This window comes from Shewanella sp. SW32 (assembly GCF_025653365.1).
GTDB classification, from domain to species: domain Bacteria; phylum Pseudomonadota; class Gammaproteobacteria; order Enterobacterales; family Shewanellaceae; genus Shewanella; species Shewanella oncorhynchi.
In genome coordinates this window covers 61,391-80,277 of sequence record NZ_JAKKSJ010000010.1, presented here as the reverse complement: position 1 = coordinate 80,277, position 18,887 = coordinate 61,391, and the positions used below count along the sequence as shown (strand labels likewise).

The following is an 18,887-nucleotide window of genomic DNA, read 5'->3' as shown; positions in this document are numbered from 1 at the left end:
AAACTAATGGATAATCAAGCGTTAAGCTTTTGTTGTCGCTTTTTCGTGACGTTCGGTACGAATGACAATCTCGCCCTCCTTCACATCCACATGCGCCACTCCGCCGGACTCTAAGACACCAAATAAGATCTCGTCTGCCAATGGACGTTTGATCAATTCGGTCACGACCCGAGCCATTGGACGTGCGCCCATGTTCTTATCGTAGCCTTTCTCGGCCAACAAGGTTCTGGCTTCGTCGCTGACTTCCAAAGTAACGTGTTTTGCATCCAACTGAGCCTGCAATTCCACCAAGAATTTATCGACCACTTTGGCGATAATCGTCATATCCAAATGATTGAACCAAATGATGGAATCGAGACGATTTCGAAATTCTGGCGAAAATACTCGATTAATTTCAGATAATGCATCTTGGGTGTGATCTTGCTGGGTAAAGCCAATCGACTTACGAATAGTCTCCTGTACACCCGCGTTAGTGGTCATCACCAAAGTCACATGTCTGAAGTCAGCCTTACGACCATTGTTATCGGTCAAAGTACCGTGATCCATCACCTGCAACAGCAGGTTATAGACATCACGGTGGGCCTTCTCAATTTCATCCAATAGCACGACACAGTGCGGATTTTTAATCACAGCATCCGTGAGCAAGCCACCTTGGTCATAACCCACATAACCAGGAGGCGCACCAATCAGGCGTGACACTGTATGACTTTCCATGTACTCAGACATGTCAAAGCGCACCAGTTTCATCCCCAAGCAGTTGGCCAGTTGGTTAGTGACTTCGGTTTTACCCACACCGGTGGGACCGGCGAATAAGAAGCTCCCCACAGGTTTTCTGTCAGCACCTAAGCCACTGCGCGATAAGCGAATGGCCGAACTCAGACTCTCAATGGCCTTATCTTGGCCAAAGACCACCATCTTAAGGTTACGCTCAAGGTTACGCAGTAAGTCTTTATCAGTGGCGGATACCGACTTCTCAGGGATACGCGCCATTTTCGCCACTATCGACTCAATCTCGGCTTGGCCTATGGTCTTTTTACGTTTGCTCATAGGCAACATCACCATACGCGCCCCCGCTTCATCAATCACATCGATGGCTTTATCGGGTAAATGTCTGTCATTGATGTGCTTGGCCGACAATACCGCAGCGCTGCTGATCGCAGCCTGTGTATAACGAACCCCATGATATTCTTCGTATTTAGACTTAAGCCCCATCAAAATTTTAGTGGTTTCTTCCACTGAAGGTTCATTGATATCCACCTTTTGGAAACGACGTGCAAGTGCGCGGTCTTTCTCAAAAATACTTTGATATTCTTGGAAAGTTGTCGACCCCATGCAGCGTAAGTTGCCGCTAGATAGTAAAGGTTTCAGCAGATTAGAGGCATCCATTACGCCGCCAGAGGCCGCGCCCGCACCGATAATGGTGTGGATCTCATCGATGAATAGGATGGCATGCTTATCAGCCGCCAGTTCTTTTAACAGGTTCTTAAAGCGCTTTTCAAAGTCGCCGCGATACTTAGTTCCCGCCAGCAGTGAACCTAAATCCAAAGAATACACTGTGGCTTCAAGCATCACATCGGGCACTTGTTTATTGACGATGCGATACGCCAGCCCTTCGGCAATCGCCGTTTTACCTACGCCCGCCTCACCCACTAACAGCGGATTATTTTTACGGCGACGGCATAGGGTTTGAATCGCGCGCTCAATTTCTTGATCACGACCAATCAGTGGGTCGATGATCCCTTGCTTAGCAAGTTGATTTAAGTTGGACGCAAATTGCGACAACATGCTGCGCTCTTCGCTGCTTTCGCCCTGATCTTCAACCCGTTCTTGATCTTGATGTGACTCAGCATCATCATTTTTGGCGAAACCATGGGAAATAAAATTCACAACGTCTAGGCGACTAATATCGCAGCGGCGCAGTAAATACACGGCTTGGGATTCTTGCTCACTGAAAATGGCGACTAACACGTTAGCGCCGTTCACTTCATTGCGACCCGATGACTGCACATGGAATACTGCACGTTGCAGCACTCGTTGGAACCCCAGCGTCGGCTGAGTTTCTTTGTCATCATCAATATCGGCAATGATTGGGGTTGTTTGTTGGATAAAGCTTGCCACTTCATCTCTGAGTTTATCTAGATTCGCTCCACAGGCGATTAACGCTTCTTGAGCCGCAGGATTGTCGATCAGAGCTAATAACAGATGTTCCACTGTCATATACTCGTGACGCGCGTCTCTGGCTTGCTGAAACGCCAGATTTAAGGTGACTTCCAGGTCTTTGTTCAGCATAAGCACCCCCAAAATTAACAACAGACTACAGAGTAAAGCGGTTTTATGCTTTCTCTAACGAACACAGTAACGGATGTTGGTTTTGTCTTGCAAATTGATTTACTTGTATCACCTTGGTTTCTGCAATCCCAAACGGGAAAATACCGCAAATACCTTTTCCTTGGTGATGGATCGTCAACATGATATCGGTCGCTTCCTGCTCGTTCTTGCGAAAGAAAACCTGCAAAACTTCAATCACAAAATCCATTGGGGTGTAATCATCATTATTGAGTACCACCTTATACATCGAAGGCGGCATTAACTCTAATTCGACACGTTCTTCAACGTGTTCAATATTTCCTATCTTTGCCATTTTTTAATACTAGCCTCTCGTGTTGGCCTCTTCCAATTGATCCGTTCAAATTAATCAGTTGTTACCCCTTTGTTAATTTTAGCTTGACTTCCGCATTTACTCCTTACATTCTGTTGTGCAGACGGTGAACGAATACCCGTCTATACAGGTTTTACTATCTTACTGGTAAGTAGACAACAGAAGGAAGTGGAAGTATGGCAAGCGGAACTGTTAAATGGTTCAACAACGCCAAAGGATTCGGGTTTATTTGCCCTGATCAAGGTGGTGAGGACGTTTTTGCACACTATTCTACCATTGAAATGGAAGGCTATCGAACTCTAAAAGCAGGCCAACCCGTTCAATTTGAAGTAGAAGCCGGTCCAAAAGGGATGCACGCTTCAGCCATTTCACCAACAAAATAACGTTTGGTGAGGCCAATGATCTAAAAGGCAGGGACTTGTCCCTGCCTTTTTATTGCTGCGTGTTTTATCAATCCTCACCACTTAATGCTGCATCGCTCATCATCATTTCGCATGAATTTAATTCAAGATCAATCTCTGCACATCACCCATTGCATCCCCACAAAAAGATTTCATCACCAGTCTCGACAGTAAATTTAGGGCATAAAAAAGGGATCTGCTATGCAGATCCCTTTTTAAAATCAGTCTAATGACTTACAACCTTACATCAACTTTGATAGCCCACACTGACGCGCATGCCATCCAAAAGCTAAAACGAACGAGATTAAGCAATCAACAGCTTGTTCAACGTCTCGCTTGGACGCATAGCTTTTTCAGCCTTAGCCGCATCTAAACGGTAGTAACCACCTAAATCGACTGGTGCACCTTGTGCATTGTTTAACTCAGCGACAATGACTTGCTCATTCGTCGCCAGTGCATGCGCTAACGGAATAAAGTGAGCTTGTAACTGCTCATCGCTCGTTTGCGCGGCTAAGGCTTGTGCCCAGTACATGGCTAAGTAGAAATGGCTGCCACGGTTATCCAGTTCACCAACTCTTCTTGATGGCGATTTATTGCTATCTAAGAATTGGCCAATGGCTTGATCTAAGGTATCAGCTAACACTTGGGCTTTTGAATTACCGACAGTTTGACTTAAATGCTCAAGAGATGCCGCCAGAGCTAAGAATTCACCGAGTGAATCCCAACGTAAGTGACCTTCTTTCTCAAGCTGTTGCACGTGCTTAGGTGCACTACCGCCCGCGCCAGTTTCAAATAGACCACCGCCGTTCATTAACGGAACGATTGATAGCATTTTGGCACTGGTGCCTAGCTCTAGGATGGGGAACAAGTCAGTCAGGTAGTCACGTAAAACGTTACCCGTAACTGAAATCGTATCTTTGCCTTCTTTGATGCGAGCCAAAGACAAACGCGTCGCGTCTTCTGGAGACATAATGCTGATGTCTAAGCCATCAGTATCATGCTCTGGCAGATACTGCTGCACTTTTGCAATGATTTGCGCATCGTGGGCACGTTTGCTATCTAACCAGAATACCGCTGGAGTATTGCTTAAACGGGCACGGCGCACGGCCAGTTTAACCCAATCACGGATTGGTGCGTCTTTAACTTGACACATTCTCCAGATATCGCCCGCTTCGACGTTATGGCTCATCAATACCTTACCGCTGGCATCAACAACGTTGACCACACCGTCAGCAGGAATTTCAAAGGTCTTATCGTGGCTGCCGTACTCTTCGGCTTTTTGCGCCATCAAGCCCACGTTTGGCACGCTGCCCATGGTTTTAGGATCAAAAGCGCCGTGCTCTTTACAGAAAGCAATCGTTTCTTGGTAGATACCGGCATAACAACGATCTGGGATCATGGCTTTAGTGTCATGCAGTTGACCGTCTGGTCCCCACATTTGGCCAGATGAACGAATCGCAGCAGGCATAGACGCATCGATAATGATGTCGCTTGGTACGTGTAAGTTGGTGATACCTTTGTCAGAATCAACCATAGCCAATGCAGGACGTGCAGCGTAAACGGCGGCGATATCGGCTTCGACTTCGGCGCGGCTATCAGCAGGTAATGTCGCGATCTTGGCATAAACATCACCAAAGCCGTTGTTAACATCTACACCTAATTCAGCGAAAAGCGCCGCATGTTTGTCAAATACTGGCTTGAAGAATACCTTCACAGCGTGACCAAACATAATAGGATCAGACACTTTCATCATAGTGGCTTTCAGATGCAGCGATAACAGCACATCTTCTGCTTTGGCGTTTTCGATTTCACGCTCATAGAAGCTCACTAAGGCTTTTTTACTCAACACCGCAGCATCGATAATTTCGCCAGCCAGCAGCTTAAGACCCGATTTGAGCACCACTTCTTGACCATCATTTTGGGTCAGTACGATATTCACGCTGCCCGCATCAGATAAAGTCACAGACTGCTCGCTACCGTAGAAATCACCGTCAGTCATGTGGGCAACGTGTGACTTGGAATCTTTGGCCCATTTCCCCATGGAATGCGGGTTTTTCTTGGCGAAGTTTTTCACCGATAATGGGGCACGGCGATCTGAGTTACCTTCACGCAGTACTGGGTTTACCGCACTGCCTTTAATCTTGTCGTAACGTGTTTTAATTGACTTTTCAGCGTCGGTTTTTGGCTCATCCGGATAATTAGGGATGTCGTAACCTTTTTGCTGCAGTTCAAGGATACAGGCTTTTAATTGTGGGATCGAAGCACTGATATTTGGTAACTTGATGATATTCGCTTCTGGCTGATTCGCTAACTCGCCAAGCTCTGTCAGATGGTCGCCAATCTTTTGTGCTTCAGTCAGTTGCTCAGGGAAACTGGCAATAATACGGCCCGATAACGAGATATCACGGGTTTCAACCGCAACGCCCGCGGCGTCGGTAAACGTTCTGATAATAGGTAAGAGTGAGAGGGTGGCCAGTGCTGGCGCTTCGTCTGTTTCAGTGTAAATAATTGTTGATGAGTTATCTTTCATGTTACATCCTACATTATTGTAAAATTTAATATTTTTTATAATAATTTTATAGCATGGCGAACAAATCTGAGCACAGGGAAAATATCAATCAAGGCAATCGACCACGCCCTCACCTTTCAAATTCTCAATGCCCTTCTGTCTTTGCGCGCAAGCTAAAATTTGTTACAACGACTCATTAAAACCTAATAAACATTTAGGCACAGATCACATTTTCTGGCCGACATCATAGAGCATTCGCAATAATATTCAAATTCCACTAACGGCGAATGCCAAGTACACTATGACCACATTAACGACTCAATCAAGTCAGGTAAGCGTGTCTCAACCTCCTGTTAGCAAAAGTATGAACAAAAACAAGTTTCAACCTAAAGGTGCCAATGCCAGTACCAGTTCCCCAGCCAAGAGCCCGATTAAACCCGCTAAGCCCGCCAGCAGAGGCCCTGCCAACCGCGCTACCGCCGTAGATAGCAAAGTGGCGCCAGCACGAAATGCCAATGGCAGTTTAAAGAAAGAACCCTTTAAAAATCCTAATCGACGCGCAATTGCGGCGGCAAAACCGGTGCAGAGCCAAACAATTGCGCCGATTATTGTGCTGTTTAATAAGCCTTTTGATGTACTTTGCCAGTTTACCGATGAACAAGGTCGCAAGACCCTAAAAGACTATATCCCGATTGCTGACGTGTATGCCGCAGGCCGCTTAGACAGAGACAGTGAGGGCTTATTGTTGCTGACCAATGACGGTCAATTACAGGCAAGACTGACAGAGCCGAAAAAGAAAACCTTTAAAACCTATTGGGTGCAAGTAGAAGGCGTTCCGACGGAAGATGCACTCACTAAACTGCGCCAAGGTGTTGAATTAAATGATGGTATAACGCTGCCAGCTAAAGTCAAAATTATGGATTCACCCGACGTTTGGCCACGTAATCCACCGGTGAGAGAGCGCAAAAATATCCCAACAACTTGGCTAGAAATCCAAATTCATGAAGGCCGCAACCGCCAAGTCAGACGCATGACAGCGCATATCGGTTTTCCGACCTTAAGATTAATCCGTTATAAAATAGGCCAATGGAGTCTAGATAATTTGCCATCGGGTGAGCACAAATGCATCCGTCTCGGTGATGAAGTCTAAATTTCAGCCTAATTTCTGCATTCAAATCCACTCAAAGGAGGCTCAATGAGTCAAAGATATAAACCCAATGTGACCGTCGCTTGTATTGTTCATGCAACTTCACAGGACAAATATCTGATGGTAGAAGAGTGGATTGAAGGCGAGCAACGCTTTAATCAACCCGCGGGTCACTTAGAAGCGAATGAAAGCTTGATCCAAGCCTGTGAGCGCGAAGTGTTTGAAGAAACGGGGTTATCACTCAAAGCCCAAGGACTCGTCGGCATTTATCAACTTAGCGCCAGTGAAGACTTAGCCTTTGTGCGCTTTACTTTTTTCGTGCAGTTAGATGATATGCCCTCACCTGCGCCGCAGGATAAAGCGATCCATAGTGCGCATTGGTTAAGTCTTGCGCAGATAGAAGCCAAGCCATCTTTACTGCGCAGTCCCTTAGTACTCGATTGCTTAAAAGACTATCTCAATCAGGCACAAAATGGCCAAACTTATCCCCTTAGCTTGCTCAATAGTGACCGCCTCACGATAGCCCAAGCGAGCAAGGCGTGATAGAATACCGCCCCGCATAAACGGCTGGCTAAGCTTAATGCGTGTGCTACTGCTGAGGCCTTGTACAGCAAATAAAGAGTTGGCCGTAAATGCGAGGTTTACTGACAGTTTGCGGACTCATTTTATTTGATAGCGCTGGCAAAGTTTGATGTAACAATCAGCAGCACAGCACCTAGATGTAAAGTTAGCTTGGATTGAAAGTGAGCTTGGATTTTTAGTTAGCCCATATTTTAGTTAGGTTAGGTATTTTTGTTACGCGCTCAATGTCGCGGCTTAAATTCATCCACCTAGCCAACACACATACTCAATGGTTTTTAGGATTTATGACATCAATCGAACCCACTCATACAGGAAAAAAAGTCATTGTCGGCATGTCCGGCGGTGTAGATTCATCTGTTTCAGCCTATTTGCTTATGCAGCAAGGCTATCAGGTTGAAGGCCTTTTCATGAAGAACTGGGAAGAAGATGACAATAACGAGTACTGCGCGGCCGCAGAAGATATAAAAGACGCCCAAGCCGTGTGCGACAAGCTTGGGATCAAGCTACATACAGTCAACTTTGCTGCCGAATATTGGGACAATGTATTTGAGTATTTCCTCGCCGAATACAAAGCCGGCCGCACGCCAAATCCCGATATCATGTGCAACAAAGAAATCAAATTTAAGGCATTTTTAGAATTTGCCGACGAAATCCTCGACGCCAATTACATCGCAATGGGCCACTATGTGCGCCGTCGCGATAACAGCGACGGCAGTACGCAAATGCTCCGTGGCGTTGATGGCAATAAAGATCAAAGTTATTTCCTCTACACCCTTAGCCATGAACAAGTAGCCCGAAGCCTGTTCCCTGTCGGTGAGCTCGAAAAACATCAAGTTCGTGAAATTGCGAAAGAAATGGGCTTAATCACCCATGACAAAAAAGACAGTACTGGCATCTGCTTTATCGGTGAGCGCAAGTTCACTGAATTTCTAGGGACTTATTTACCGGCGCAGCCTGGCAATATTGAAACCCCAGAAGGTGAAGTCATAGGCACGCACCAAGGACTCATGTACCACACCTTAGGCCAACGTAAAGGCTTAGGCATTGGCGGCATGAAAAACAGCAATGACGATCCTTGGTATGTGGTCGATAAAGATCTTGAGCGTAACGTATTGATCGTGGGTCAAGGCGGACATCATCCCCGTTTGATGTCGACCGGCATGACAGTTAACCAACTGCATTGGGTAGATAGAACTGGGCCTGTCGATGGTTGTCATATCGCAGTGAAAACCCGTTATCGCCAACAAGATGTGCCTTGTACATTAACCTACACAGATGAACACACCTTGCGCGTGGTCTTCGATGAACCTGTTGCGGCGGTGACGCCTGGACAGTCTGCGGTATTTTATGATGGTGAGGTCTGCCTAGGTGGCGGCATCATAGATCAATTAATCCGAGGGTAACGCGTGAACGAGCAACTCATTAATCGGACTATGGCGTTTGCAGGCATACTGCAAGCCATTGCCCAAGTTCAACATTTAGCGCGCCATGGCGAATTGGATAATGCAGAGCTCGCAGCGAGCTTAAACACCATTCTCGTCACCAATCCTGACAATACGGCCGATGTCTATCAAGATAAAATCGTATTGCAAAAAGGCTATAAGCTGATCCTGAACCAGCTCGGTGACAGCAGCCAAAAAGATGTTGAAATCACCCGCTATTTAGTGGGCGTGCTTGCCCTAGAGCGTAAACTCGTGCGCTCTAACAGTGGCTTAGGCATGTTGGCTGAACGTATTAATCAAGTGAATCGCCAGCTACATCATTTTGCCATCACAGATGAGCAAGTTGTTGCCAATCTTGCCAGCATTTACAGTGACATCATCAGTAATTTAGGGCCAAAAATCCAAATATCGGGTAATCCTGTGTGTTTGCAGCGCCCTATTGTACAACATAAAATTCGTGCTCTGCTGCTTGCCGCTATACGCAGCGCAGTACTGTGGCGTCAGTTGGGCGGTAAACGTCGACACTTAGTCTTCGCCCGCAAAGCCATAGTCGATACAGCCAAGAAAAGTCTTACCCTATAATAAAATTAGCGTTCATCAAGGAGCTACACATGGATCTTTCCGCACTAACTGCTATCTCTCCGGTAGACGGTCGTTATGGTAGTAAAACCGCGTCATTGAGAGGGATTTTCAGCGAGTTCGGTCTTACCAAGTACCGTGTTCAGGTTGAAATCAATTGGCTAAAACTGTTAGCCGACTGTCCAGACATTAGCGAAGTGCCAACATTGAGCGCGTCAGCTATCGCCGTGCTCGATGGCATTAAAGACAATTTCAACGAACAAGATGCGCTGCGTGTTAAGGCTATCGAAAGCACCACTAACCACGATGTAAAAGCGGTTGAATACTTCATTAAAGAAAAAATCGCGGGCAATAGCGAATTAGCCGCTGTGGGTGAGTTTGTTCACTTTGCTTGTACTTCTGAAGATATCAACAACTTAAGCCACGGTCTAATGCTGACTGAAGCCCGTGAGCATGTTTTACTGCCCTACTGCAATGAGTTGCTGACGGCAATTAAAAAGCTGGCGATTGAATATCGCTCTGTGCCATTAATGTCACGTACCCATGGCCAACCCGCGTCACCTTCGACACTCGGTAAAGAAATGGCGAACGTCGCAGTGCGCCTTGAACGTCAAATCAAACAAATCGCCAATGTTGAAATCATGGGTAAACTGAACGGTGCCGTAGGTAACTACAATGCTCACCTGTCAGCCTACCCTGAAGTTAACTGGCATGAGCTGTCTGAGCTTTTTGTGACTAGCCTTGGCTTGCACTGGAATGCCTACACGACGCAAATCGAGCCACACGATTACATTGCCGAATTGTTTGATGCGGTTGCCCGTTTCAACACTGTGCTGATTGACTTTGACCGTGATATTTGGGGGTACATCGCCCTAGGTCACTTCAAACAACGCACTATCGCCGGTGAAATCGGTTCATCGACTATGCCGCACAAAGTTAACCCCATCGATTTTGAAAACTCTGAAGGTAACTTAGGTATCGCTAACGCCCTGATGCAACATTTAGCGTCTAAGCTGCCGTTATCAAGATGGCAACGTGACTTAACTGACTCGACTGTACTGCGTAACTTAGGTGTAGGTATTGCCCATGCGTTGATCGCGTATCAAGCGACCTTAAAAGGCATCAGCAAGTTAGAAGTTAACGAAGCGCATCTGCGTGATGAGTTAGATCACAACTGGGAAGTGTTAGCAGAACCCGTACAAACGGTAATGCGTCGTTATGGTATTGAAAAGCCATACGAAAAATTAAAAGAACTGACGCGCGGTAAACGTATCGACGCGCAGCAACTGTCAGTGTTTATTGACGGACTTGAATTACCAGACTCAGTGAAGGCTGAACTGAAGAAAATGACGCCAGCCAATTACATTGGTCGTGCCGAAACGTTTGTCGACGAACTGAAGTAAGTTATTAATTAAAATTGGCGATTAACTAATATTAAGCTATTGACTGAAATTAGTTATTAACTGAAATTGGCGACGGACAATACTCTTTCTTAAACAGAAATAAGGATTAAGGCGACCCACATCACCGCGATGTGGTCGCCTTTTTTAACACTATGTATACACTCAATCTCGATATCGCCCAGTTTCTTAGTGAATACTGGCAAAAGAAACCCCTGTTGATCAAAAAAGCATTTCCGCAATTTGAAGATCCTATCAGCGCCGACGAACTAGCAGGCCTTGCCTGTGAAGAAGAAATCTCTTCACGCATTGTTGTCACCAAAGACAATGATTGGGAAGTAGTGCAAGGTCCGTTTGAAGATTACGACAGCTATGGCGAAACCCATTGGCAGTTATTAGTGCAAGCAGTCAACCATTGGTATCCTGATTCGCAGCCATTAGTTGAAGCGCTGCGCTTTTTACCTGACTGGCGCTTCGATGACTTGATGGCCTCATTTGCAACCCCAAGTGGCGGTGTCGGCCCGCACGTCGATAACTACGATGTATTTATCATTCAAGGCGAAGGTGAGCGTCGCTGGACCGTGGGTGACAATACCCCGCAACAACGCCGCGGTGGCAATCCCAACTCGCCGCTGGTTGAGGACTTTACGCCCATTATCGATGTAGTGTTAGAAAAAGGCGACATGCTTTATATTCCACCCGGTTTCCCGCATTGCGGCGAAACCCTAACTGTGGCAATGAGTTACTCGATTGGTTTCCGTGCTCCTAGCCAGCAAGAATTGGTCAGTGAAGTCGCCGATTATTTGCTCGACAATAACTTAGGTCAGCAGCGTTTCACGTCGCAAACTGAACCGAGTTCAGCCGGTATCGTCAGCCAAGATCATCAAGTGGGCATAATGTCACTCTTGAGTCAGCTGAGCCAAGATCCCAATAGCTACCAAATCGTGTTAGGTAAGCTACTCAGTCAAAACCGTTTCGAACTTGATTTGTGTGAAGGCGAAGAAGCTTACAGCATTGAAGATTTGCAAGATGCCTTCGCCCAAGGTGCTGGCGTCAGCCGTATCGGCGGTTTGAAAGTATTGCGCCTTGAAAATGACTCCACGCCGCGATTATTCATCAATGGTGATGTACACGAACTGCTAAATACACCGGCAGATGTGATCGCACAGTTGAGCGATAACGTCAGCTTAAACGCCGATGAAGCGACTGAAATATGTCAACATGAAGAAGTCCAAGCCTTACTGTTGAAACTCATCAATCAAGGTTTCTACTACTTGAGCGACTGTGAAGAATAAGCCCTATCGACTTTGTTCGATGACCTTGTTCTTAATATAAAGTGTAAATAAAACATCAATATAAAAAAGGCACTCAATTGAGTGCCTTTTTATTATTTATGCCGTTATTTTGAGCAATCAACACAAGTGACTGTATTAACTCAATACTATCTAAATACAATCCTCAACTCATTTGAGTTTAAGCATTCCACAGTTTATCGTCGTTGTGCATACGATATAAACTCTCGGCACGCGATACTAATAGTTGAGCAAATTTAGCCTGAGTGGCATCACGGGTTGCACCCGAACGCACTAAGTTTTCCGCCTGCATTTGCCACATCATAGAGAAATGACGCACGGCATCACGGGCCGTCGCCGCCACTTTCACATCGACAAAATCCGACGGTAAATCACCTGACATCACCCAATAGGTTTTGTTGCTTGGACGCTTTGATTCCATCTTCCAAATCGCCATATAAGGCGCAAGATAACGGCTTTCATCGGCTAGGACTTTGCTTGGGATCACGCCTTTTTCAGCGAGAAAACGATTGGCTTTTTGAAATTGAGTTCTGACCCACTCTTGACGCAGCTTTTCTATTTCTTCAGCTGATAAATTTTGTTGAGTTTGGTCGACAGCTTGTTCAGTCATACTTCCGTCCTATCTTATTGTTATAACGCGAGCCTAATTCTTGGGATCAGTACGCGATTCATTCTATTCGTTACGTTAAATTCAGTACAATCCATTCTTAATCGCAAAGCTTACGTTTACGTAAAGTGGAAAGCTAAATTGCCACAAATAATGTATTTATTCGGTCATTATGCATGGTTGAGAGTATCGCTAAATGCTATGGTTCTGCAATAAATATAACAAGCAGTCGATAGAGGCTCACCTCGTCGGCTTTTTCATTGTGTATAGCGGAGAAATTCACGTGGCTGTATTTAATCATGTATCCTTTGACGAACATGAACAGGTTGTATTCTGTCATGATAAAGAAAGTGGCTTAAAGGCCATTGTCGCCATCCATAACACTAACCTTGGTCCTGCCGTGGGTGGATGTAGGATGTGGAACTACCAATCGGATGATGAAGCCCTGACTGACGTATTACGCCTCTCTCGTGGCATGACTTATAAAAATGCCCTAGCAGGTTTAACCATGGGCGGTGGCAAATCCGTGATCATTGCCGATCCGAAAAGACAAGATCGCGAAGCCCTATTCCGCGCCTTTGGCCGTTTGATTAACAGCCTAGGTGGCCGCTACTATTCAGCGGAAGATGTTGGCACTACTACGGCTGATATTATGATCGCCCATGAAGAAACCCCTTATATGGCGGGTCTTGAAGGCAAAAGTGGCGATCCATCACCGTTCACAGCCCTTGGCACTTATTTAGGCATCAAAGCTGCGGTTAAACATAGACTTGGTTTAGACAGCCTAAGAGGCCTTAAAATCGCCGTTCAAGGCGTCGGTCACGTTGGCTATTACCTGTGCAAACACTTGCATAACGAAGGCGCTGAACTGATTGTTACCGACATTCATCAAGCCTCGTTAGATAAAGTCGCTACCGACTTTGGTGCCATTGTTGTCGCGCCTCAAGAAATCTACGCGCAAGATGTGGATGTGTATGCCCCTTGTGCCCTTGGCGCAACCTTAAACGATGCAACCTTACCGCAACTGAAAGCCAAAATTGTTGCTGGCTGTGCCAACAACCAATTAGCCGAAGTACGCCACGGTGAACAACTGAAAGAAATGGGCATACTGTACGCGCCAGACTATGTGATTAACGCAGGCGGCATTATCAACGTGTCGTTCGAAAAAGATTACGACGCAGCAAAATCGACGGCTAAAGTAGAAGAAATTTACAACACGCTGCTGAAAATATTCAGCCAAGCCGATGCGCAGAACCGTACAACCGGTGCCGTGGCTGATGAAATGGCGAAAGCCATTATCGAAGCCGCTAAGCAGTAATTTTTCTACGCGTTTATTATTTTTTATGCCCGTCAAATATTGAAAAAAGCGACCTCTGGTCGCTTTTTTGTTATCTAAAATTTAATCTATCACTAAGCTCATGGTTTAGCCGCGCTTTTAATTTCGACACAGAATATTCATTTAATCACGCTGGAAAACGTCATATTTGTCTGCTTGAATTAGTCTATCAGGTCCCAGCACAGGATAGCGCTATGATCCGTTTCAAATATGATCTCAACCAAGATGTGGTAGAACTGCAAGCCAGCAATTGGAGTGGTTTAGAGCGGGTCTTCGTTAATGGCCAGATGGTGTCGCACAAGCTTAACTTTAAACCTCAAAGCGAGCATACCATTCAGCTTAAAGATGGCGCACCTTGCAAGTTTGAACTGCTTATCGATCCCCAAACCGATGAGTTAATGTGCCGAATTTATAAGCAACATAGACTCGTCGCTAGCCTAAAACAAGGCAAAGAGAATTTATTAGCCAGCCGGCGTTATTTACAGCACTCAGTGATAGCCGTAAGTCTGCTTTGCGTCTTTGCACTTTACTTAAATTAATCAAACCAGTTTAATCCCGCAGAGTGAGGCATAGTGGATGGGATTAAACTGGGAAAATGAATTGAGATAACCACATACAGATAGAAGTAAAAACGGCTAAACCACAGTTTTCCGCCATACCCATTAGATTCAAAATTTCAAGCCAAGCGGTTGATTTTATTTAATAGTAAAATGAATGTCTGCTGTTCATCTTCACTAAGATTTGACAGGAATTTTTCATTGACCCGCTCAGCTTCGCAAATAAGATCTTGCTCTAATGCTTTGGCTTCATCGGTCAAAAAGATTTGGAAGGCACGCCGATTATCGACTTCTTGATGGCGAGTAATAAGACCTTGCACCTGCAACTGATCGAGTAAGCGCGTCATAGTGTAATTTGCCACATCGCAACGCTTAGACAATTCAGTTTGGCTTATGCCCTCTTCTTGCCACAAAGCAAACAGCACAGGCCACAGTTTTATATCGAGTTGATATCGCTTAAGATGCAGATCAAGCTCATTTTGCAGCTCGATATTTAAGTGGGATACAAGATAGCCTAAGCTTTCATGACGATTCAAACAGCACCTCCTACAGCAAAGGTTTAACGCGTTTTCACTTACTCTGCACGCCATCATAGGAACCCAGAGTTAGTTTTAATACTACCACTTAACCCATAATAAACTAGCTTAGACCACAGCAAATTATGTGATTAACCTACGAGCTCATTCCTCATCTAGATCAGATAAATTGAATTCATTCACAAAATTATAGTAACAGGCCCGACCTAATTTGCCCCATAAACCGCGCTCAAGCGGCAAATAAACACTGTCATCGGTGAGCTTCATCTGTTTTATATCGACTTTATGGTGCTGTGTTTCAATACTGGTTCTTACATTGAGCAGCGAATGGGGTTGCGCTCGCTCGAAATCGACAATCAGTAAGGGAGCATCTTCAACCCGCACTCGCACCTTCTCCACTGGGGTAATTAAGAAATACTCATCATCAATGCAATGTAAAATACTGGCGAACAACTTAGCAAACTTTGCTGGCAGCGATGTGCCTAGATAGGTCCAATCACCCAAGGCGTTAATGTCAAACAATGGGGCTTCACTGCACAATGGCGCAACCGAGGTTAGCTTACTATCGGCGGCGAATTGTTTGAGTGTGTGCTGAATACTGTCAGTCATCTTTTCCATCTAGGCCTCCATCATCCATAAAAAAACCAACCTTGCGGCTGGCTTTAGTGTGACATTCAACACTGGGATATACCAGTGAGGATAATTACGATCTGACTAGCGCAATCAAAACGGCATAAACACTATTAAATATTTGCTAACTCGAGTAAGGCCTCAAGTGGATGCTTTGGCTTGTATCCGGCAAAACGTTTTACCTGACTACGGCACGAATAGCCAGACACTAACACTTGCGGCTGCTCAATTTTCGCTAGCGTTTGCTGCCAAGACATATCAAACAAGGCCTTAGAGCGCTCGAGGTTTTCTGCCTCATGACCATAGGTTCCCGCCATACCACAACAACCTAAATTGACTGCGGTTAACTTAGCGCCAAAATGGGCAAAGATTTTAGTCCACTCATTGGCGGTATTTGGCTTGGCCGTCGATTCGGTACAATGACTAAACCAAGTATATTGCTTACCTTGCGCAGCTTTTGCAGGTAAATCTTTGATGACATTCAGTAGCCATTCGTTGGCTAACTTGACCTCAAAATTACCGCGATTAGCCCCTAAGACTTCACGGTATTCATCGCGATAACACAAGACTAAGGCAGGATCGATACCGACCATGGGCATGCCCAGTTTATGGACTTGGTTCAGAAAGTCCGCACTCGACTGCGCCGTTTTAGCAAACTTATCTAAAAATCCCTTGATATGTGTTGGCTTACCATTGGGTTTGTAGGGCAATAACACCGGCTTTAAGCCGAGTTTTTCTATCAATTGGATAAAGCGCAGCACAAGACCTGAGTCATAGAAACTGTTAAAAGGATCTTGTACCACCAACACAAACTGCGAGCGCTTCTCTTCAGGAATCGCTTGCAACGCAGCTAAGTCGTAACCACGGCTTGCATGACCATCGAGTCTTTGCTTCAAAGTCGGCACAGATAACGCAGGCGCATCCACATAACCAATCGCCTGTTTAATCACCCATTGGCTCAATGGATTTTGTGCGACAAAATTAGTGAGACGCGGTGCCGCAGCCATCAATGGTAAGCTATCTTCAATCCCTGCAACGAGATAGTCTTTCGCGGGTCTTAAATAGCGTTGATAGTAAATATTGAAGAACTGCGCCCTAAACTTAGGCACATCCACTTTGACCGGACATTGTCCAGAGCAGGCTTTACAGGCTAAACAGCCCTTAAGCGATTCCATCACTTCGTGGGAGTAATCATAATCACGTTTGGCATTAATGGTATTTTGTATGCGCTGCAATATACCAAAAGGTTTCGCTTTTGCGAGGGCATTAACATCAACCCCTTCAGCCTCAAGTAGCCTTAGCCACTCTCTCATGAGCCCAGCACGCCCCTTAGGTGACTGCACTCTGTCACCCGTCACCTTAAACGATGGGCACATGGGCGAATAGCTACTGTAATTAAAACACAGGCCATTACCGTTACAATTCATCACATCGGGGAACGCATCACGCACATCAACGGGGATTTGTCGATCAAACTTACCGCGCTTAGCACTGTCGACATCGTAATAGAGGGCACCTGTATCTTTAGGCGCCACCAGCTTGCCGGGATTGAATCGGTTATCGGGGTCAAACAAACCTTTAATATCTTGCAACACACCATAAAGTTCATCACCAAAGACAGCTGGACCGTATTCACCGCGCACGCCTTTACCGTGCTCGCCCCACATTAAGCCGCCGTATTTAAGCGTCAGTGCCGCGACTTGATCAGAAATGACTCGTAGTAATTTTTCATCTTCAACATCGCACATATCGAGCGCGGGACGAACATGCAACACGCCCGCATCCACATGGCCGAACATACCGTATTGCAGATTATGCCCGTCGAGTAACGCGCGAAACTCCATAATGTAATCGGCGAGTTTTTCGGGCGGTACCGCAGTATCTTCAGCAAAGGCGATAGGCTTACGGCGACCTTTAGTGGCGCCGAGTAAGCCAACGGCTTTTTTACGCATGCCGTAAATTTTTTCGATACTCGGCTTATCTTGCGTCACTTGGTAACCCAATACACCGCACTCGCCTTTGCTGATCTGCTCAGTTAACACAGCTTCCAAACTCGCGAGCTTTTGCTCAACTTCGACCGTGTCACCTGCAAATTCGACCATATTGAGGCCATCAATAACTTTACCTGGCACTTCTTGGATAAGATCAGCCACCGAATGCCAGACAATATCTTCACGGGCTAAGTTAAGCACTTTTGAATCGACGGTTTCGACCACAGTCGCCCGCGCGGCAACTAAGGATGGCGCATGACGCAATGCCGATTGGAACGAATCGTACTTAATGTTCACCATAGCGCGCTCAGTCGGCAGCGGGGTGAGATTAAGTTTGGCTTCGGTTATCACCGCAAGCGTGCCCTCTGAGCCTGTCAGAATTCGTGATAAATCGAATTGCGTCAGCTTGTCGTTCCACACGTGTTTTAAGTCATAGCCAGTGAGGAAACGATTGAGCTTAGGAAATTGGTTTTCAATCTGAGTGCGCTTTTCGCGGCATACCGCCGCAACAGCAGAAATCAGTTTCTGCCCCAGCGGATTATCACTGACGTTATCGGGATTACACAGTCGTCCCGCATCTAGGGGATGCGTATCCAGCACACTGCCATCGATCAGCACACTGCGCAGCGCCAGCACGTGATCTGACGTCTTACCATAGACCAGTGAGCCCGCACCCGAGGCATCGGTATTTATCATGCCACCAATAGTGGCGCGGTTTGAAGTGGATAAATCGGGACTAAAGAAGAATCCATGGGAACGCAATGCATCGTTGAGCGCATCTTTAATCACGCCAGCTTCAACTCGAACCCAACCTTGCTCAGCATTCACTTCGAGCACACGGTTCATGTAACGCGACACATCCAAAATCAAACCATGGGTCAGAGATTGTCCGTTGGTGCCCGTACCACCGCCCCGCGCACTGAAGGTCACGCTGCGAAATGCGTCAGTAGCAGCCAGCGTCAATGCAATTTGAATATCCTGCTGATTTTTAGGATAAAGCACGGCTTGAGGCAAAAATTGATATACAGAGTTGTCGGTGGCTTGCACTAAACGTGCGCTGTAACGTTTGTCTATATCACCGGAATACTCACTTTGCTCCAGTGCATCAAGGTATGCCAAATACACTGGCTCTAATGTTTGTTGATGTGATAGCAGGGGTAGCATAGATGGCTTCTGTCAATTATCGTTATGGCGCCAT

At 46.0% G+C, this 18,887-nt stretch carries 16 protein-coding genes; 9 read left to right on the top strand and 7 right to left on the bottom strand.

All coding sequences use genetic code 11. The features are described 5' to 3' along the window. Positions 1–21: 21 nt before the first annotated feature. Both clpA and clpS read right to left on the bottom strand, forming a co-directional pair. The gene (clpA, locus tag L5M28_RS07870; RefSeq protein ID WP_263202981.1) at positions 22–2,289 is read right to left on the bottom strand and encodes an ATP-dependent Clp protease ATP-binding subunit ClpA; all 2,268 of its coding nucleotides are present in this window, start codon (positions 2,287–2,289) and stop codon (positions 22–24) included. A gap of 43 nt (positions 2,290–2,332) precedes the next feature. Then, entirely contained in the window at positions 2,333–2,641 is a 309-nt protein-coding gene (gene clpS / locus L5M28_RS07865) for an ATP-dependent Clp protease adapter ClpS (protein WP_219251603.1), read from the bottom strand. Between the two features lie 194 nt (positions 2,642–2,835). Here clpS and cspD point away from each other — a divergent pair, with 194 nt between their 5' ends. Continuing rightward, on the top strand, positions 2,836–3,042 hold the full coding sequence (gene cspD, locus L5M28_RS07860; RefSeq protein WP_006081937.1) for a cold shock domain-containing protein CspD: 207 nt from the start codon (positions 2,836–2,838) through the stop codon (positions 3,040–3,042). Positions 3,043–3,364: 322 nt separating this feature from the next. Here the strand turns inward: cspD and L5M28_RS07855 are convergent, their stop codons facing one another. Continuing rightward, on the bottom strand, positions 3,365–5,590 hold the full coding sequence (locus tag L5M28_RS07855; RefSeq protein ID WP_263202978.1) for an NADP-dependent isocitrate dehydrogenase: 2,226 nt from the start codon (positions 5,588–5,590) through the stop codon (positions 3,365–3,367). 343 nt (positions 5,591–5,933) lie between these two features. On the opposite strand from L5M28_RS07855, the gene rluE reads away from it, so the two are divergent. From rluE to L5M28_RS07825, 6 genes are all read left to right on the top strand, one after another. Continuing rightward, the gene (gene rluE / locus L5M28_RS07850) at positions 5,934–6,719 is read left to right on the top strand and encodes a 23S rRNA pseudouridine(2457) synthase RluE (protein WP_263195979.1); all 786 of its coding nucleotides are present in this window, start codon (positions 5,934–5,936) and stop codon (positions 6,717–6,719) included. A 45-nt stretch (positions 6,720–6,764) separates the two neighbouring features. Beyond that, a complete protein-coding gene (locus L5M28_RS07845; RefSeq protein WP_263195978.1) occupies positions 6,765–7,259 on the top strand; it encodes an NUDIX hydrolase in 495 nt (164 codons plus the stop codon). Positions 7,260–7,582: 323 nt separating this feature from the next. Beyond that, a complete protein-coding gene (mnmA, locus tag L5M28_RS07840) occupies positions 7,583–8,701 on the top strand; it encodes a tRNA 2-thiouridine(34) synthase MnmA (RefSeq protein WP_263202976.1) in 1,119 nt (372 codons plus the stop codon). A gap of 3 nt (positions 8,702–8,704) precedes the next feature. After that, positions 8,705–9,322 carry a high frequency lysogenization protein HflD gene (gene hflD, locus L5M28_RS07835; protein WP_131523325.1) on the top strand — a complete coding sequence of 206 codons (618 nt, stop codon included), beginning with the start codon at positions 8,705–8,707 and terminating at the stop codon, positions 9,320–9,322. A gap of 29 nt (positions 9,323–9,351) precedes the next feature. Next, positions 9,352–10,722, top strand: a complete 1,371-nt coding sequence (gene purB, locus L5M28_RS07830) for an adenylosuccinate lyase (protein ID WP_263195976.1) — start codon at positions 9,352–9,354, stop codon at positions 10,720–10,722. Between the two features lie 152 nt (positions 10,723–10,874). Next, the gene (locus L5M28_RS07825; RefSeq protein WP_263195975.1) at positions 10,875–12,014 is read left to right on the top strand and encodes a cupin domain-containing protein; all 1,140 of its coding nucleotides are present in this window, start codon (positions 10,875–10,877) and stop codon (positions 12,012–12,014) included. Positions 12,015–12,192: 178 nt separating this feature from the next. Here L5M28_RS07825 and L5M28_RS07820 read toward each other — a convergent pair whose 3' ends face one another. Beyond that, positions 12,193–12,642, bottom strand: a complete 450-nt coding sequence (locus L5M28_RS07820) for a DUF4826 family protein (RefSeq protein WP_011789106.1) — start codon at positions 12,640–12,642, stop codon at positions 12,193–12,195. A 280-nt stretch (positions 12,643–12,922) separates the two neighbouring features. Here L5M28_RS07820 and L5M28_RS07815 point away from each other — a divergent pair, with 280 nt between their 5' ends. Both L5M28_RS07815 and L5M28_RS07810 read left to right on the top strand, forming a co-directional pair. Then, on the top strand, positions 12,923–13,957 hold the full coding sequence (locus L5M28_RS07815; protein WP_173244498.1) for a Glu/Leu/Phe/Val dehydrogenase: 1,035 nt from the start codon (positions 12,923–12,925) through the stop codon (positions 13,955–13,957). 212 nt (positions 13,958–14,169) lie between these two features. After that, positions 14,170–14,514 (top strand): hypothetical protein, encoded by a 345-nt coding sequence (locus L5M28_RS07810; RefSeq protein WP_011789104.1) that lies wholly within the window; start codon positions 14,170–14,172, stop codon positions 14,512–14,514. Positions 14,515–14,651: 137 nt separating this feature from the next. Here the strand turns inward: L5M28_RS07810 and L5M28_RS07805 are convergent, their stop codons facing one another. The 3 genes from L5M28_RS07805 to L5M28_RS07795 all read right to left on the bottom strand — a co-directional run bounded on the left by L5M28_RS07805 (position 14,652) and on the right by L5M28_RS07795 (position 18,853). Continuing rightward, positions 14,652–15,068: a MarR family winged helix-turn-helix transcriptional regulator gene (locus L5M28_RS07805; protein WP_028759729.1), complete on the bottom strand. Its 417-nt coding sequence runs from the start codon at positions 15,066–15,068 to the stop codon at positions 14,652–14,654. A gap of 144 nt (positions 15,069–15,212) precedes the next feature. After that, positions 15,213–15,686: a DUF1285 domain-containing protein gene (locus L5M28_RS07800; RefSeq protein ID WP_105252680.1), complete on the bottom strand. Its 474-nt coding sequence runs from the start codon at positions 15,684–15,686 to the stop codon at positions 15,213–15,215. Between the two features lie 125 nt (positions 15,687–15,811). Next, positions 15,812–18,853, bottom strand: coding sequence for an FAD-binding and (Fe-S)-binding domain-containing protein (locus L5M28_RS07795; RefSeq protein ID WP_263202974.1), 3,042 nt, complete (start codon positions 18,851–18,853; stop codon positions 15,812–15,814). Positions 18,854–18,887 lie beyond the last annotated feature (34 nt).

Coding starts and splice junctions, on each gene's coding strand:
- clpA (WP_263202981.1), bottom strand. CDS start 2,289: ATGCTGAACAAAGACCTGGAAGTCACCTTAAATCTGGCGTTTCAGCAA.
- clpS (WP_219251603.1), bottom strand. CDS start 2,641: ATGGCAAAGATAGGAAATATTGAACACGTTGAAGAACGTGTCGAATTA.
- cspD (WP_006081937.1), top strand. CDS start 2,836: ATGGCAAGCGGAACTGTTAAATGGTTCAACAACGCCAAAGGATTCGGG.
- L5M28_RS07855 (WP_263202978.1), bottom strand. CDS start 5,590: ATGAAAGATAACTCATCAACAATTATTTACACTGAAACAGACGAAGCG.
- rluE (WP_263195979.1), top strand. CDS start 5,934: ATGAACAAAAACAAGTTTCAACCTAAAGGTGCCAATGCCAGTACCAGT.
- L5M28_RS07845 (WP_263195978.1), top strand. CDS start 6,765: ATGAGTCAAAGATATAAACCCAATGTGACCGTCGCTTGTATTGTTCAT.
- mnmA (WP_263202976.1), top strand. CDS start 7,583: ATGACATCAATCGAACCCACTCATACAGGAAAAAAAGTCATTGTCGGC.
- purB (WP_263195976.1), top strand. CDS start 9,352: ATGGATCTTTCCGCACTAACTGCTATCTCTCCGGTAGACGGTCGTTAT.
- L5M28_RS07825 (WP_263195975.1), top strand. CDS start 10,875: ATGTATACACTCAATCTCGATATCGCCCAGTTTCTTAGTGAATACTGG.
- L5M28_RS07820 (WP_011789106.1), bottom strand. CDS start 12,642: ATGACTGAACAAGCTGTCGACCAAACTCAACAAAATTTATCAGCTGAA.
- L5M28_RS07810 (WP_011789104.1), top strand. CDS start 14,170: ATGATCCGTTTCAAATATGATCTCAACCAAGATGTGGTAGAACTGCAA.
- L5M28_RS07800 (WP_105252680.1), bottom strand. CDS start 15,686: ATGGAAAAGATGACTGACAGTATTCAGCACACACTCAAACAATTCGCC.
- L5M28_RS07795 (WP_263202974.1), bottom strand. CDS start 18,853: ATGCTACCCCTGCTATCACATCAACAAACATTAGAGCCAGTGTATTTG.